General features: G+C 70.2%; 15 protein-coding genes. 11 read left to right on the forward strand and 4 right to left on the reverse strand.

The window, feature by feature from the left end; genetic code table 11:
- The first annotated feature begins 32 nt into the window (after positions 1–32).
- From L0984_RS00910 to L0984_RS00920, 3 genes are read left to right on the forward strand one after another with little or no spacing between them, the layout of a single operon-like run.
- A complete protein-coding gene (locus L0984_RS00910; protein ID WP_234191908.1) occupies positions 33–728 on the forward strand; it encodes an SURF1 family protein in 696 nt (231 codons plus the stop codon).
- The gene (locus tag L0984_RS00915; RefSeq protein ID WP_234191909.1) at positions 725–2,077 is read left to right on the forward strand and encodes an ATP-binding protein; all 1,353 of its coding nucleotides are present in this window, start codon (positions 725–727) and stop codon (positions 2,075–2,077) included. The genes L0984_RS00910 and L0984_RS00915 overlap by 4 nt, the downstream gene beginning before the upstream one ends.
- Positions 2,074–2,637, forward strand: coding sequence for a response regulator transcription factor (locus L0984_RS00920; RefSeq protein ID WP_234191910.1), 564 nt, complete (start codon positions 2,074–2,076; stop codon positions 2,635–2,637). Before L0984_RS00915 ends, L0984_RS00920 begins: the two co-directional genes overlap by 4 nt.
- 15 nt (positions 2,638–2,652) lie before the next feature.
- On the opposite strand, the gene L0984_RS00925 is transcribed toward L0984_RS00920, so the two are convergent.
- The 3 genes from L0984_RS00925 to L0984_RS00935 all read right to left on the reverse strand — a co-directional run bounded on the left by L0984_RS00925 (position 2,653) and on the right by L0984_RS00935 (position 5,993).
- Positions 2,653–4,080 carry a serine/threonine-protein kinase gene (locus tag L0984_RS00925; protein ID WP_234191911.1) on the reverse strand — a complete coding sequence of 476 codons (1,428 nt, stop codon included), beginning with the start codon at positions 4,078–4,080 and terminating at the stop codon, positions 2,653–2,655.
- 69 nt (positions 4,081–4,149) lie between these two features.
- Complete coding sequence (locus L0984_RS00930; RefSeq protein ID WP_234191912.1) at positions 4,150–5,022, reverse strand: c-type heme family protein; 873 nt, start codon at positions 5,020–5,022, stop codon at positions 4,150–4,152.
- A 38-nt stretch (positions 5,023–5,060) separates the two neighbouring features.
- Positions 5,061–5,993 (reverse strand): hypothetical protein, encoded by a 933-nt coding sequence (locus L0984_RS00935; protein WP_234191913.1) that lies wholly within the window; start codon positions 5,991–5,993, stop codon positions 5,061–5,063.
- Between the two features lie 299 nt (positions 5,994–6,292).
- On the opposite strand from L0984_RS00935, the gene L0984_RS00940 reads away from it, so the two are divergent.
- The 8 genes from L0984_RS00940 (at position 6,293) to L0984_RS00975 (ending at position 14,965) form a co-directional block, all read left to right on the forward strand.
- On the forward strand, positions 6,293–8,071 hold the full coding sequence (locus L0984_RS00940) for a nitrite/sulfite reductase (RefSeq protein ID WP_234191914.1): 1,779 nt from the start codon (positions 6,293–6,295) through the stop codon (positions 8,069–8,071).
- 20 nt (positions 8,072–8,091) lie between these two features.
- The gene (locus L0984_RS00945; RefSeq protein ID WP_234191915.1) at positions 8,092–8,487 is read left to right on the forward strand and encodes a DUF934 domain-containing protein; all 396 of its coding nucleotides are present in this window, start codon (positions 8,092–8,094) and stop codon (positions 8,485–8,487) included.
- A gap of 278 nt (positions 8,488–8,765) precedes the next feature.
- Complete coding sequence (locus L0984_RS00950; RefSeq protein ID WP_234191916.1) at positions 8,766–9,419, forward strand: phosphoadenosine phosphosulfate reductase domain-containing protein; 654 nt, start codon at positions 8,766–8,768, stop codon at positions 9,417–9,419.
- A gap of 43 nt (positions 9,420–9,462) precedes the next feature.
- Positions 9,463–10,425 carry a sulfate adenylyltransferase subunit CysD gene (gene cysD / locus L0984_RS00955; RefSeq protein WP_076510260.1) on the forward strand — a complete coding sequence of 321 codons (963 nt, stop codon included), beginning with the start codon at positions 9,463–9,465 and terminating at the stop codon, positions 10,423–10,425.
- A 37-nt stretch (positions 10,426–10,462) separates the two neighbouring features.
- Positions 10,463–11,782: a sulfate adenylyltransferase subunit 1 gene (locus L0984_RS00960; RefSeq protein ID WP_234191917.1), complete on the forward strand. Its 1,320-nt coding sequence runs from the start codon at positions 10,463–10,465 to the stop codon at positions 11,780–11,782.
- Between the two features lie 156 nt (positions 11,783–11,938).
- Positions 11,939–12,268, forward strand: coding sequence for a ferredoxin FdxA (gene fdxA, locus L0984_RS00965; RefSeq protein ID WP_043118085.1), 330 nt, complete (start codon positions 11,939–11,941; stop codon positions 12,266–12,268).
- Positions 12,269–12,286: 18 nt separating this feature from the next.
- Positions 12,287–13,336, forward strand: a complete 1,050-nt coding sequence (locus tag L0984_RS00970) for an NAD(P)/FAD-dependent oxidoreductase (RefSeq protein WP_234191918.1) — start codon at positions 12,287–12,289, stop codon at positions 13,334–13,336.
- A gap of 297 nt (positions 13,337–13,633) precedes the next feature.
- A complete protein-coding gene (locus L0984_RS00975; RefSeq protein ID WP_234191919.1) occupies positions 13,634–14,965 on the forward strand; it encodes a purine-cytosine permease family protein in 1,332 nt (443 codons plus the stop codon).
- On the opposite strand, the gene thiD is transcribed toward L0984_RS00975, so the two are convergent.
- Positions 14,919–15,755 carry a bifunctional hydroxymethylpyrimidine kinase/phosphomethylpyrimidine kinase gene (gene thiD, locus L0984_RS00980; RefSeq protein ID WP_234191920.1) on the reverse strand — a complete coding sequence of 279 codons (837 nt, stop codon included), beginning with the start codon at positions 15,753–15,755 and terminating at the stop codon, positions 14,919–14,921. The two genes, L0984_RS00975 and thiD, sit on opposite strands and share 47 nt — an antisense overlap.

Here is a 15,755-nt window from a genome sequence, read left to right on the forward strand (position 1 = left end):
GGGTCCTCGTGCCTGCCGCGGCACTTTTTTTTGTGCTCCTGCTGGCCCTGGGCACCTGGCAGGTCCAGCGCCTGGCGTGGAAGCGCGAGCTGATCGCACGGGTCGATGCCCGGGTGACCGCAACGCCGATCGACGCACCGGGGCGTGCCGCGTGGCCGTCCGTCACGGCCGAGCGCGCGGAATACCAGCGCGTGACGCTGCAGGGCCGCTTCCTGACGGACAAGGCGGCGCTGGTGCAGGCCACCACCGACCTTGGCGCGGGCTTCTGGCTGCTGACGCCCCTCGCGCGGCCGGACGGCAGCGTCGTGTGGGTCAACCGCGGCTTCCTGCCGCCGGAGGCCCGTGAGCCCTCGGGCCGCGGCCGGAGCGACCCCACGGGCGACGTCGACGTGGTGGGCCTGCTGCGCATCACCGAGCCCAAGGGCGCCTTCCTGCGCCACAACGATCCCGCGGCCGACCGCTGGTATTCGCGCGACATCGTCGCGCTCACGGCGGCCCGCGGGCTGCCGGCCGCCGACACCGCCCCCTACTTCGTCGATGCCGCCCGCGACCCGCAGCAGGCCGAGGGCACCTGGCCCGAGGGCGGCCTGACCGTCATCCGCTTTCCCAACAACCACCTGATGTACGCCATCACCTGGTACGGCATGGCCCTGCTTCTGGTGGTGGGCCTGGTCTATGCCTGGCGCCGCGGTGCCCTGGGGCCGGACGACGACAATCCGGCGCGATGAGCGCCAGCCCCCCCGACTCCCCTGCCCTGCTCGCCGCACGCGCCCAGGTGCGGGCCCAGGCCGCACGCGGCCTCGACTCGGCCACCGGCCGCAAGAACCTGCACCAGCTGATCCAGCTGCGCTGGATCGCCGCCTTTGGCCAGATCGTGACCATCGAGGTCGCGCACTACGGCCTGCGGCTGCCCATTCCGCTGGAACCCATGCTGGCCGTGCTGGCCGGCTTGCTGGCCTTCAACGTGCTGAGCTTGCTGCGCTGGCGCACCGGGCGGCGCGTCACCAATGGCGAGCTGTTCCTGGGCCTGATGGTGGACGTGGGCACGCTCACGGCGCAGCTGCACCTGAGCGGCGGCATCAGCAACCCCTTCGTCTACCTCTACCTGTTGCAGGTCACCCTGGGCGCCGTGCTGCTGCGGGCCTGGGCCGTGTGGACGATGGTGGCCGTGGCCATCGGCTGCGTCGCCGGTCTGGCGATCTTCAGCCGGCCGCTGCCGGTGGCGCTGGAGGCGCACCGTGGCCTGGCCAGTCCCTACCTGGCGGGCTTGCTGATCTGCTTTGCCCTCAACGCCGTACTGCTGGTCGTGTTCATCACCCGCATCGGCCAGAACCTGCGCGAGCGCGACGCCCGCCTGGCCGCCCTGCGCCAGCGCGCGGCCGAAGAGGAACACATCGTTCGCATGGGCCTGCTGGCCTCGGGCGCGGCGCACGAGCTGGGCACGCCCCTGGCCACGCTGGCCGTGATCCTGGGCGACTGGCAGCACCTGCCGCACTTCAATTCCGACCCCGAACTGCTGCAGGACGTGACGGAGATGCAGACGCAGGTGCTGCGCTGCAAGTCCATCGTCAGCGGCATCCTGCTGTCGGCCGGGGAGACACGGGGCGAGTCCTCGGCCATGACCACCGTCTGCCGCTTTCTCGACGACCTGGTGGCCGACTGGCGCTCCACGCGCTCGGGCACCGTGCTGCTCTACAGCAACCGCTTTGGGCACGATCTGCCCATGGTCTCGGACTCCGCCATCGCGCAGATGATCTGCAACGTGCTGGACAATGCCCGCGAGGCCTCGCCCCAGCGCATCCATCTCCATGTGGGCCGCGATGACGACACGCTGGTGCTCGAAGTCTTCGACGAAGGCCCGGGCTTTCGCGCCGACATGCTCACGCGCCTGGGCACGCCCTACCAGTCGACCAAGGGGCGTCCGGGCAGTGGCCTCGGCCTGTTCCTCGTCGTGAATGTCGCGCGTACGCTGGGCGGTCAGGTGGAGGCCGCCAACCGTGCCGAGGGCGGTGCGCTGGTGCGCATCACGCTGCCGCTGGCCGCCGTCACGCTTGCCACCAGAGATCCGACCGAATGACCGACCTGCTGCTGTCCGATGCCGACGCCGACGCCCGGCAACTGCTGATCGTGGAAGACGACGATGCCTTTGCACGCACGCTTGCCCGGTCCTTCGAGCGACGTGGCTACGAGGTGCTGCGCGCTGGCGGCCTCGAGGAGGTGAATGCGCTGCTGGAGGCCGAGTCGCCAACCCACGCGGTGGTCGACCTCAAGCTGCAGGGCGAGGCCTCGGGCCTGGCCTGCGTGCAGGCCCTGCATGCGCACGACCCGGAGATGCTGATCGTCGTGCTCACCGGCTTCGCCAGCATTGCGACGGCGGTGGAGGCGATCAAGCTCGGCGCGTGTCACTACCTGGCCAAGCCCTCCAACACCGACGACATCGAGGAAGCCTTCGGCCGCGCCGAAGGCAGCACCGAGGTCGAGCTCACGCAGCGCGCCAGCTCGATCAAGACGCTGGAGTGGGAGCGCATCCACGAGACGCTGGCCGAGACCGGCTTCAACATCTCCGAGACCGCGCGCCGCCTGGGCATGCACCGCCGCACCCTGGCGCGCAAGCTGGGCAAGCAGCAGGTCAAGTAGGCGCGTCGACCCGCCTCAGGGACCGTCGGGCGCCCGGGCCAGTTCGGCCTGCAACTGCGCCCGTCGCGCAGGATCTTCGACCGACCGGCACAGCGTGTCGAAGAAGGCCTGGCGAGAGCCCGCCGATGCCGCGGCCTTGCGCACCACCACCTTGGCAATGGGCCCCAGTTGCCGGGCCAGCGCGCGGACGGCGTAGTCGCTCAGTCCGGCCGAGACACCGGCGGTGGTACCTGCGGTGGACGCGCCCGCCGATGACGCCGCACCTGTGGCGGATGCGGACGACCCGGCGCGCGTCCCTGCCGAGGTGCCGCCGGCCATGCCTGCGCTCAGCAGCGCCTCGAAGCGCTGACGCTCCCGCGGATCGCGGATGTGCTGGCTGACGCTGTCCTGCAGTTGCCGGAGGTCGGTGCTGGTGCGGGCCGCCTCGCGCACCAGCACGCGGGCGACGGGGCCCATGAAGCGGGTCAGCGCTGCCTCCACGGCCGCGAGGCTGCTCGCGTCCCACTGCGAAGGCATGGCCGAGCCGGTGGGGCCCCGCGAGGTGCCCGGGCTGGCCGGTCGCACGCGCAGTGGCATCGCCGCGATGACGGTTGCGTCGTCGGCGGTGGTGCCGCCCGCGACGGCGCTGCGCTCGGCCAGCGCATCACGGAACTCGGCCGCGCTGGAGAAGCGCGCCTGCGGCGTCTTGGCCAGCGCGCGGGCGATCACCGCGTCCAGCGAGGGCGCGATGCTCAGGCCTTCCAGGGTCGACAGCGGTGCCGGGTCCTGGTGCAGCACCTTGTACATCACCGCCTCGGGCGTCTCCGCGGCGAAGGGCGAGCGGCCGCTGAGCATGCGGTACAGCAGCACGCCGGCAGCGAACAGGTCCACGCGGTGATCGATGGTCTCGCCGATGTACTGCTCGGGCGCCATGTAGCCGGGCGTGCCGATGGTCGACGCCGCCTGGGTGAGCGCGGCGCTGGCGATGCGGGCCACGCCGAAGTCCATCACCTTCAGCAGGCCGTCGGTGGTCACGATCAGGTTGGCGGGCTTGATGTCGCGGTGCCAGACGCCGGCGCGGTGCGCGCTGCCGAGTGCATCGAGCAGCTGCTGCATGAAGCGGATCGCCATGCCCTCGGGCAGCGTCGGCGTGGCGCCGAGGACCTGCGCCAGGTCGCGGCCCTCGACGAACTCCATCGCGATGAAGGCGGTGGTGTCGTCCTCGCCGTATTCGTAGATCGGCACGATGCCCGGATGCGACAGCCGCCCTGCCGCGCGTGCCTCGTTGCGGAAGCGCGCGGCCATGTCCTCGGCGATGGTGGAGTCGAGCAGCGCCTTGCGCACCGTCTTGATGGCGACCTGCCGGTCGATGAACGGGTCGTGGGCCTTGTAGACCACGCCCATGGCACCCTCCCCCAGGACGCCCACGATGTCGTACTTGCCGAGGCGGCTCGGATGCTGCATGACTCAGCGCCGCATCCGTATGACGGGCTTGTTGGCGGCGGGTCTCGCAGGTCGATGCACGGCTGCCACTCAGACGTCCAGCATCTTCATGGCCTGCACCAGGCTCGCCCGCATGCGGGCGAAGGATTCGGCCAGCGTACCGATCTCGTCGCGACTGCGCACGGCGAACTCGGGTGCTTCCAGCTCGCCCATGCTCACGCGGTCGGCCAGGGCCGAGAGGCGGGTCACGGGCTGGATGACCAGCTTCCACAGCATCAGGTTGAGCGCGCCGCCGATCAGCAGGAACACCGCCGCCAGCGAGCCCATCACGACCGCGAAGGCCTGCGATGCGCGCGCGAAGGGCACCGACATCGGTACCGACACCACCTGCGCGCCCAGCGTCTCGCCCAGCGTCCAGCCGAAGCCGTTGGCCGGGCCGTACTTCTCGATCATCGTGGCCGGCGCCGCCGCCGGGGTGCTGTGGCAGCTCAGGCAGGCCGGGTTGCTGATGCGGATCGGGCGCGCGACGAACAGCGCCCGGCCCGAGGCAGTCTCGCGCTGGCCGATGAACTCGGTCAGCGCCTTGTCCTTGGCGAAGCGGGCGATGACGTCTTCCTCCCAGTCCTGGGCCCGGTCGCGCGGATTGGTGGGGTTGAGCATGGCCGGCTTGTAGGCGTACTCGGGGTGCATCTCGCGCAGCGCATTGACCATCTCGGTGGCCGAATAGGCGGGCACCGACTGCGGCAGGAAGGTGTACTTCATCTGGTTCTGAAGCAGCCGCTGCACCTGCGTGGCCGTGTAGGTGCTGACGGCCGCCGCGCTCTCCATGATGAGGCGCGCCTGTTCCACCACCTCGTCGTGCGCGCCGCGCTGGAGCAGGTCGCGCGCCAGGTAGGCCGACGCCCCCAGCCCGACCGCGAACACGAGCAGGAAGACCAGGTTGAACTTGAGCAGCAGTTTCATGGGGATGGCATCGTTGGCAACCGGCCGGAGGGGCCCGGTCAGTAGGCGGGACGAACAGGCGCGGCCGGCTGCGGGGAAGGCCCAGGGGCCGGACGCGGCTTGACGTACTTTTCGGGAAACACGATCCGGTCCCACTCGGGATGGCGCTTCATGTTGGCGGCCAGGGCGCCGCGGAAATCCGGCTTCTTCGCCAGGCCGCGCCAGCGTTCGGCCAGGCGTGCGCGTAGCGCCGGCTCGGCCTGCAGCCAGCCGGCCACGTCCTCGTAGCGCAGATCGCCCTCGCGTTCGGCGTCGACCGGGCGGTCCTTGAACCGGGCGGCGCGCAGCGGCAGCGGGTCGAGGAAGCTGGGCGGCACCGCGCGGATGAAGGCGGCGTCCGGCCGCGGGCGCTCGGCCCAGTCCGCGCTGTCGAACAGTCGGCCGGCCGCCAGATCGACCGCCTCCTGATCGCGCTTGCCCCGGGCCTCGACCCTGGCCTTGCCCGATTCGGCGAAGACCTGAGTGCGGAAGTCTGCGGCCTGGACCACCTGGCTGCCGCCCTCCCCCGTCAGGATCGCATCGGGCGTCAGCAGGCTGACCACGCCGCGGGCGGAAGGCGCCTTGCTCAGCTTGGCCCAGCCTTGCCGCAGATAGAGCCGGGCCGCTGGGCCGCGGTTGCCGGCTCCGAGCCTTGCTTCGACCATCGCCTGGCTGGCCGGCCCCAGGTCGACCACCGGGCCATCCGCGTATTCGAGCCGCAGCAGGCGGGCATTGGCGACCGTTTCCACCAGATCGCCGGGCTGCAGCGCCACGCCGGGCGTCAGCACGAAACGACCGCTCTCCCGCAGCAGATGGGCCTCGCCCTCGACCAGCGTCGCGATGGCCACCGGCCCCGCCGCCAGCGCAGGGATCGCAGAAAAAACCAGAAGAACGGCCGCGGCCCACGCCCGCATCAGCTTCGGTACGGTGATCGACGTTCGGCACAGACCCATGAAGCGCGGGATGATGCCGGCCGCTGTGTCGGCCGACCATATGCAGGATGGCCTAAGCCGGGCCGGCCCCGCGGCCCGCGTGGCTGCGCAGGCCCTCCTAGAATCGGCGGCTGTTTCGCCCGAGGCGCCTTATCCGGCCATGGCGGTTTTCCCGGCCGCAGGCCGCGCCAGACCAGCCGCATAAGCTTATGCGCATAAGGCGCGAACCAAAAAATCGTTTGTCTTCATAAGGGTGGCGCCTAAAGTGCCGCCTTCGCGCGCGGTGTCCGTGCCGCGTGGCCGACTGCCTCCCACACACGATGTACCAATACACAGACTTCGACCGCCAGTTCGTGCGCCAGCGCGCCGCACAGTACCGCGACCAGCTCGAGCGCTGGCAGGCGGGCAGCCTCAGCGAGGACGAGTTCCGTCCGCTGCGCCTGCAGAACGGCTGGTACGTGCAACGCTATGCGCCCATGCTGCGCGTCGCCGTGCCCTATGGCGAACTCTCCAGCCGCCAGGTGCGCGTGCTGGCCCGCATCGCTCGCGAGTACGACGAGCCCGAGGCCGAGGTCTATCGCCAAGCCCTCGAAACCCAGGGCGCCCTGGGCACCACGTCGCTGCCCACGCACTACGCCCACTTCACCACGCGCCAGAACGTCCAGTACAACTGGATCCCGCTCGCCAAGAGCGCCGAGGTGATGGAACTGCTGGCCACCGTGGACATGCACGGCATCCAGACCAGCGGCAACTGCATCCGAAACATCACGACCGACGAGCGCGCCGGCGTGGCCGTGGACGAGGTGGCCGACCCCCGTCCCTACGCCGAGATCATGCGGCAGTGGAGCACGCTGCACCCCGAGTTCGCCTTCCTGCCGCGCAAGTTCAAGATCGCCATCACCGGCGCCACCGAGGACCGCGCCGCCACCGGCTGGCACGACGTGGGCCTGAAGCTGGTGAAGAACGAGGCCGGCGAGATCGGCTTCCAGGTGCGCGTGGGCGGCGGCATGGGCCGCACGCCCATCGTCGGCACGGTGCTGCGCGAGTTCCTGCCCTGGAACCAGATCATGAATTACCTCGAAGCGGTGATCCGGGTCTACAACCGCTACGGCCGTCGCGACAACCTGTACAAGGCCCGGATCAAGATCCTGGTCAAGTCCGAGGGCCAGGCCTACATCGACGACGTCGAGGCAGAGTACCGCGACGTGCTCGAGCGCGATGGCGCCCCGCACACCATCAGCCAGGCCGAATTCGACCGCGTGGCCGCCTCCTTCGTGCCGCCGGCACTGGCCGCCCGCGCCGGTGTCCCGGCCGAGCAGGCCGACGCGGCCCTGCGCCAGGCGGCCGACCGCGAACCGATGTTCGCCCGCTGGTTGCAGCGCAACGTGGCCGCGCACCAGAACCCGCAGCTGCGCGCCGTCACCCTCTCCTTCAAGCGCCGCGGCCAGGCGCCCGGCGATGCCTCGGCCGACCAACTGGACACCGTGGCCGAGCTGGCCGACCGCTTCTCGGCCGGCGAGCTGCGCGTGACGCACGACCAGAACGTGCTGCTGCCCTGGGTGCATGCCGAAGACCTGTTCGAACTCTGGCAGGCCGCCCGCGCCGCCGGCTTCGCCAGCGCCAACGTGCACCTGCTGACCGACATGATCGCCTGCCCCGGCGGCGACTTCTGCGCACTGGCCAATGCGCGCTCCATCCCCATCGCCGAGGCCATCACCGAGCGCTACCAGGACCTGGACGAGCTGGACGACCTGGGCGAGATCGACCTGCACATCAGCGGCTGCATCAACAGCTGCGGCCACCACCACAGCGGCCACATCGGCATCCTCGGCGTCGACAAGGACGGCAAGGAGTGGTACCAGGTGACGCTGGCCGGCTCGGACGGCTCCGATCTGAGCGGCCCGGCTCAGGCGGGCAAGGTGGTCGGCCCCTCGTTCTCGGCGGCCGAAGTGCCGGGCGTGATCGAGGCCGTGCTCGGCACCTACCGCGACACCCGCAACGCCGGCGAGACCTTCATCGACACGCTGCGCCGCGTCGGCCACGAGCCCTTCAAGGCGGCGGCCAACGGCGCCCGCTTCAAGGTCGAGGAAGTCGCCTGAGTCACGGAGAGAAGAGACGCATGAACAAGACCCTGAACATCCTCTCCGCCGGCCAGCACGAGGCCGACGCCGCCACCGGCCGCGTGCTGCAGTTGCCCAACGACGCCGACCCCGCCGAAGCCGACCTGGCCGGCGTGACGCGCATCGAGCTGCACTTTCCCAAGTTCACCGACGGCCGCGCCTACAGCCAGGCCTTCCTGCTGCGCCGCCGCCTGGGCTTCAGGGGCGACATCCGCGCCACCGGCGACGTGCTGATCGACCAGCTGGTGCAGATGCAGCGCATGGGCTTCACCAGCGCCGTGCTCAAGGAAGGCAAGGACGTGGCCGAGGCCCAGCGTCAGTTCGAGCGCTTTGCCGACTTCTACCAGGGCGATGCGGTGCAGCCGGCGCCGCATTTCGTGCGCGCCGAGGCCTGATCCTCCGAGCGGCGAAACGCCCACCAGCCGACCACCGCCTGCGGGTGCTGGTCGGCTTTTTCTTGGCCAAGTCGGCCGATACAGCCGTCGAGCGAGCCGAAGGCGCCTTATCCAGCCCCAACCGTTCATCGCGCGAGAAGCCGCATCAGCAGCGGTGAATATGCTTATCCGCATAAAGCGCGAACAAAAAGATCGTTTGGTTTCATAAGGGCTCTCCCTAAAGTTCGGTCCCAGGGCATTGCTGTCGTTGTCGCCATGCCATTCGAAAGAGCCGAGCCATGAACGCCATTCCTTCCCAAGTCCAGAACTCCACCGCCTTCGACCTGGCCGAGGTCAATGCCCGCCTGGGCCGCAATGCGCAGGGCCTGGTGGACTGGGCCATCGGCCTGCACCGCCCGGCCATCGTCACCACCAACTTCCGTCCCTTCGAGGCCGTGATCCTGCACATGGTGACGCGCGCCCAGCCCGACGTGCCGGTGGTGTGGATGGACAACGGCTACAACACCGAGGCCACCTACCGCTTCGCCGACGAGGTGACCCGCCAGCTCAAGCTGAACCTCAAGATCTACCTGCCGCTGCGCTCGCGCGCGCACCGCGAGGCCGTCGAAGGCCCCACGCCCGCGCTGGACGACCCGCGCCACGCGGCCTTCACCGAAGAGGTGAAGCTGGAACCCTTCACCCGCGCCCTGCGGGAAACGGCGCCCCAGATCTGGTTCACCGCGCTGCGCGCCACCGACACCGCCGTGCGCGCCCAGATGGAGCCCGTCAGCGTGAATCCCGACGGCCTGATCAAGGTGGCGCCGCTGCTGCACTGGTCGTCCAAGGACCTGCACGACTACTGTGTGCAGCACGGCCTGCCCAACAACTTCGACTACGTGGACCCGACCAAGGGCGAGGACAACCGCGAGTGCGGTCTGCACATCGCGCACTGATCCGCCCCGTCCACCTTCCGAAACCATCTTGCCCCAAAGACCCATGAACGCCCGCACCGACGCCGACCTGCTGCTGCCCGACGCCCTGGCTGCCTCCGCCACCGCGCGCCTGTCCAACGCCCACCTCGACGCCCTGGAGGAAGAAGCCATCTTCATCCTGCGCGAAGTGGCCGCGGCCTTCGAGCGGCCGGCGCTGCTGTTCTCCGGCGGCAAGGATTCGCTGGTGCTGCTCAAGTGCGCCGAGAAGGCATTCGGCGCCGGCCACCTGCCCTATCCGCTGCTGATGATCGACACGGGCCACAACTTTCCCGAGGTGACCGACTTCCGCGACCAGCGTGCGAAGGAACTGGGCGCCGAGCTGATCGTGCGCAGCGTCGAGGATTCGATGGCGCGCGGCACCGTGCGCCTGGCCCATCCGGGCGAGTCGCGCAACGTCCACCAGTCGGTCACGCTGCTGGAGGCCATCGAGGAATTCCGCTTCGATGCGCTCATCGGCGGCGCCCGCCGCGACGAAGAGAAGGCCCGTGCCAAGGAGCGCATCTTTTCGCACCGCGACGCCTTCGGCCAGTGGCAGCCCAAGGACCAGCGTCCGGAGCTGTGGACGCTGTTCAACACCCGCATCGCCCCGGGCGAGCACTTCCGCGTCTTCCCGATCAGCAACTGGACCGAGCTGGACGTGTGGCAGTACATCGAGCGCGAGCAGATCGAGCTGCCCTCGCTCTACTACACCCACAAGCGCGAGATCGTCGAGCGCCGCGGCCTGCTGGTGCCCGTGACCGAGCTGACGCCGGCCCGCGACGGCGAGACGGTCGAGCTGCGCGACGTGCGCTTCCGCACCGTGGGCGACATCACCTGCACCTGCCCCGTGGCCAGCCTGGCCGCCGGCCCGGCCGACGTGGTGATCGAGACGCTGTCCGCCGAGGTCAGCGAGCGCGGCGCCACCCGCATGGACGACAAGACCTCCGACGCTTCCATGGAGAAGCGCAAGAAGGACGGCTATTTCTGAGCCGCGCCCACCCGGAACGACCAAGGATTCGACAGCCATGACGACCACGACCGACATCTCCGCTTCCGCCGACACCGGCACCGCCCTGCGCTTCATCACCTGCGGCTCGGTGGACGACGGCAAGAGCACCCTCATCGGCCGCCTGCTGGTGGACAGCCGGGCCGTGCTGGCCGACCAGCTGGCCGGCGTGCAGCGCGGCGGCGAGACCGACCTGGCGCTGCTGACCGACGGCCTCTCGGCCGAGCGTGAGCAGGGCATCACCATCGACGTCGCCTACCGCTATTTCTCCACCGCCCAGCGCAAGTTCATCATCGGCGACGCGCCGGGGCATGAGCAGTACACCCGCAACATGGTGACGGCCGCCTCCAGCGCCGATGCCGCCGTGGTGCTGGTCGATGCCACCAAGCTGCCCTGGGCGGCCGAGGTGGGCGACGGCGAGGTGGTGGTGCGCGAGCTGCTGCCGCAGACCCGCCGCCACATGCTGCTGGCCCATCTGCTGCGCGTGCAGTCCATCGTGGTGGCCGTCAACAAGCTCGACGCCATCGACGACGCGGCGCTGGCCTTCGAGCGCATCGCTGGCGCGCTGAACGACTTCGCGGCCGCCGCCGGCGTGCGCGTGGAAGCCATCGTGCCCATCTCCGCCCTCAAGGGCTGGAACGTCACCGAGCCGCACCGCGAAGGCGCCGCCGGCTGGGCCGGCTACGAAGGCCCGAGCCTGCTCGAACTGCTGGAGGCGCTGCCCGTGACGGCCGCCGAGACGCAGCAGCCCTTCACCTTCCCGGTGCAGTGGGTGGAGAAGTTCTCGTCCTCCGCCGACACCAGCCAGGGCCGCCGCATCTTCTGGGGCCGCGTCGGCGGCGGCCAGGTGGTGCCCGGCCAGCGCGTGACCGTGCTGCCCAGCGGACAGACCGCCACCGTGGCCCGCGTGCTGGACCATGTGCGCCGCGAACACGGCGTGGCCGCGGGCCACAGCGCCGGCATCGTGCTGGACCGCGAAGTCGACGTCTCGCGCGGCGACTGGCTGCTGGAACCCGGCGCCTTCGAGCCGACCCGCGAGATCACCGCCACCGTCGCCTGGCTGGACGACGAACCGCTGGTGCCCGGCCGCGTCTACTGGGCGCTGCAGGGCCACCGCTGGGTCAAGGCCAAAGTGCAGCGCATCGTGGACCGGCTCAACATCGGCACGCTCGACGCCGAGGCCGCCACGCAGCTGGACGCCAACGCCATCGGCCAGGTCGTGCTGGCCCTGCAGCAACCGCTGGCCGTGCAGCCCTTCACCGCCTCGCGCACGCTGGGCTCGCTGGTGCTGGTCGACACGGCCTCGCACCGCACCTGCGCAGCCGTCCTGGTGCGCTGAAAAGGTGTGAACGGCCGCGCCCGGCCGTCGCGCCGGGCACGCCGACGACCTTCAAATCCTTTCTGGCGCCGTTGCCAGTGTTGCCATGCCCGCCGAGGCATGGGCCGCCCTTTACAATCTCGGGTTTTTCCCGACTCCTTCACCAGCCATCCAGCCATGACCCACGTCGTTTCCGAGAACTGCATCCGCTGTAAGTACACCGATTGCGTCGACGTGTGTCCCGTGGACTGCTTCCGCGAAGGGCCGAACATGCTGGTGATCGACCCCGACGAGTGCATCGACTGCGCCGTGTGCATTCCCGAGTGCCCGGCCAACGCGATCTACGCCGAGGAAGACCTGCCGGCCGACCAGCTCGCCTTCATCAAGCTCAATGCCGAGCTGGCCCGTGCCGACGGCTGGAAGAGCATCACCAAGCGCAAGGCCGCGCTGCCCGATGCCGACGAGTGGAAAGACAAGCCCAACAAGCTGGCCGAACTGGTCAAGTAAGTTCGGCCGATTGAGCGCGTGACCGGCCAGGCCCCGCCTTCGCACCTGGACACAGGCGCCCTCATCATCGGCGCCGGCCCGGCCGGCCTGTTCCAGGCCTTCCAACTGGGCCTGCTCGAAATCCCCTGCCGCATCGTCGACGCCCTGCCCCATGCGGGCGGCCAGTGCGTCGAGCTGTACGGCCACAAACCCATCTACGACATTCCCGGCACCCCCGTCACCACGGGGGCCGGGCTTGCCGAGTCCTTGCTCGCGCAGATCGCGCCGTTCCAGGTGCCGATGCACCTGGGCGAACAGGTGGCGACGCTGCAGCGCGAGCAGCCGGGCGACGCCGACGCCCATTGGCTGGCAACGACCTCGGCCGGTACCCGCTTCCGTGCGAAGGCCGTCGTCATCGCCGCGGGCGTGGGGGCCTTCGTGCCCAAGCGGCTGAGCGTCGAGGGCGCCGAGGCCCACGAGGGCCGCAGCCTCTTCTATCACCCGTCGGATCTTTCGCGCTTTGCGGGCCAGTCCGTGGTCGTCCATGGCGGCGAGGACGCGGCCGTGGAAGCCGCGCTGGGCCTGGTCGGCGTGGCGCGCGACGTGACGCTGCTGCACCGCCGCGATGTCTTCCGCGCCGACGACGCGCTGCTCGCCGCCCTGCGCCAGCGCATCGATGCGGGCGACATCCACATCGCCGTCGGCCAGCCCAGCGCCTTCGATGGCCGGTCGCTCACCATCGACACGCCCGATGGCGAAACGCGCGCATTGCCGCTCGACGCGCTGATCGTCTGCCAGGGCATCTCGCCCCGCCTCGGCCCCATCGCCGATTGGGGGCTGGAACTGGAGCGCAAGCAGATCCCCGTTGACACGCAGCGCTTCCAGACGCGCGAAGCCGGCCTGTACGCCGTGGGCGACATCAACACCTACCCGGGCAAGCGCAAGCTGATCGTGAGTGCCTTCCACGAGGCGACGCTCGCCGCCTGGGCAGTGGCCGAGCGGGTGTTCGACGGCAAGGTGCCGCCGCTGCAATACACCACCACCAGCACCCGTCTTCGCGAACTGCTGGGCGCGACCTCGCCGCGTTGATCGGCGGCAAGCCGCGCCGCCCTCCCACTCTTACAATCCGCGACTCGCTAGGGGTGCCGGGCTTCGCTGGAAGCCGGGCTGAGAAGACACCCTTTGAACCTGTTCGGCCGGCCCGACGCATCGTCCACGATGCATGAAGACCGGCCGGCGCCGCGAAGCACCAAGCGTGCTGGCGGCCTGAGGTAATCCTCGCGCAGGGAAGCAGCTCCGGTGGCCCGCACGGGCCTGCGCCGGGCCAGAAGGGGCCGGCGCCGTCGGCGGTGCTTCCTGTGCCCGACCGCTCTGGAGCAACGACGCATGGCCTTGAACGACGCATCCACCCCACCCGCCAACGAGGCGCTGACCCCGCTGCCCGACGCGCGCCGAGCCTTCCGCTGGCACGACCACCTGTCGCTGTGGTTCAGCCTGGGCGTGGGCCTGCTGGTGATGCAGGTGGGCGCCTTCCTGGTGCCGGCGGTGGGCACGCGCGATGCCGTGGTGGCCATCGTGGTCGGCTCGCTGATCGGCGCCGGCCTGCTGGCCTGGACGGCGCGGCTGGGGTGCCAGACAGGGCTCGCGAGCGCCGGCCTGATGCACTCGGCCTACGGCAGCGTGTTCGCGCGGCTGCCGGTGGTGCTCAACATCGTCCAGCTGGTCGGCTGGACCACCTTCGAGCTGGTCATCATGCGCGAGGGCACCCAGGCCATCGCCAAGCAGGCCTTCGGCCTGTCGCTGGATTCCGTGGGAGGTGCGCTGGCCGCCACGCTGCTGTGGGGCGCCGTGCTGCTGGCGCTGCTGTCGGGCTCGATGGTGTCGCTGGTGCGCCGCTTCGTCAGCCGCTTCGGCCTGCCGCTGGTGGTGCTGTCGCTGATCTGGCTCACCTGGCAGTTCGCCGGCAAGCTGCAGGCGCAGGGCTTCGAGGCCTTCTGGCAGCGCCAGGGCGACGGCAGCATGGGCCTGTTCAGCGCCATGGACCTGGTGATCGCGATGCCCGTTTCCTGGCTGCCGCTCGTGGCCGACTATGCGCGCCACGGCCTGCGCGCCCAGCCGGGCAAGCCGGGCGGCGCCTTCACCGGCACCTGGATCGGCTATGCCGTGGCCAACCTCTGGTGCTATGCCCTGGGTGTGATGGTGGCCAGCACGGCGGCACCGGGCACCACGCTCGTGATGGCGCTGCTGCTCGCGCAGGGTGGCCTGGTGGCGCTCGGGCTGATCCTCATCGACGAGCTGGACAACGCCTACGGTGACGTCTATTCGGGTTCTGTCTCCATGCACAGCCTGCGCCCGCGCTGGAGCGTTCGCCGCTGGGGGCTGCTGATCGCGCTGGTCTGCGTGGCCCTGGCGCTGGTGCTGCCCATGCACGCGCTGGAGCCCTTCCTGCTGATGCTGAGCTCGGTGTTCGTGCCCCTCTACGGCGTGATCCTGGGCCGGCTGGGTGGCGGTGGTGTGCCGCTGCCGGCCGGACGCAAGGTGGACCTGAGCGCCGCCGCGGTGTGGATTGCCGGCATCGCCGTCTACCACGGCTGCGCGGCGTGGGGGCCGCAGTGGGGCTCGGCCCTGCCAGCGCTGTTGCTGACCTTCGTGCTGGCCCGGCTGACGCGGCCTACAGCGGCAGGCGCACCGTCGCCTGCGGCGCAAAGCCATGGTTGAGCGGGCCGTGGCCTTCGCCCACCTTGACGGTGACGCCGGCCTGCATGGCGCCGCGCACGTACTCGCGGGCATCGGCCACCGCCTGGGGCAGCGGCTTGCCCAGCGCCAGCCCGCAGGCGATGGCCGAGGACAGCGTGCAGCCCGTGCCATGCAGGTTGCGGCTCTGGATGCGGGGCGCGGCGAAGCGGTGGCGCGCGCCATCGGCCAGGGCCAGCAGGTCCACGACCTCCTCGCCCGGCAGGTGGCCCCCCTTGAGCAGCACGCCTCGTGCCCCCTGCGCCAGCAGCTCGGCCGCGGCGCCTTCCAGCGCATCGGCGTCCGCAATCGCATGGCCCACCAGCAGCGCCGCCTCGTCCAGGTTGGGCGTGATCAGCACCGCACGCGGGAAGAGTTCGGCCACCAGCCGCGCCACCGTCTCGGCGGCGATCAGCCGGTCGCCGCTGGTGGCGACCATGACCGGGTCGAGCACCACGTTGGGCAGGCGGTAATGGTCGATGGCCCAGGCCACCACCTCCACCACCTCGGGCGCATGCAGCATGCCCAGCTTGACGGCATCGACGCCGATGTCCTCGATCACGGCCTTCAACTGGGCCTTGAGGAAGGCGGGCGGCACGGCATGGATGCCGCTCACGCCGCGGGTGTTCTGCGCGGTGAGGGCCGTGATGGCGCTCATGCCGTAGCAGCCCAGCGCGGCGAAGGTCTTGAGGTCGGCCTGGATGCCGGCGCCGCCGCCGCTGTCGGAGCCGGCGATGGTGAGCACGCGCGCGTAGCGCTGGGTGGGAAGGGTCAT

Source organism: Pseudacidovorax sp. NFM-22, from assembly GCF_021401245.1.
GTDB lineage: Bacteria > Pseudomonadota > Gammaproteobacteria > Burkholderiales > Burkholderiaceae_C > Xenophilus.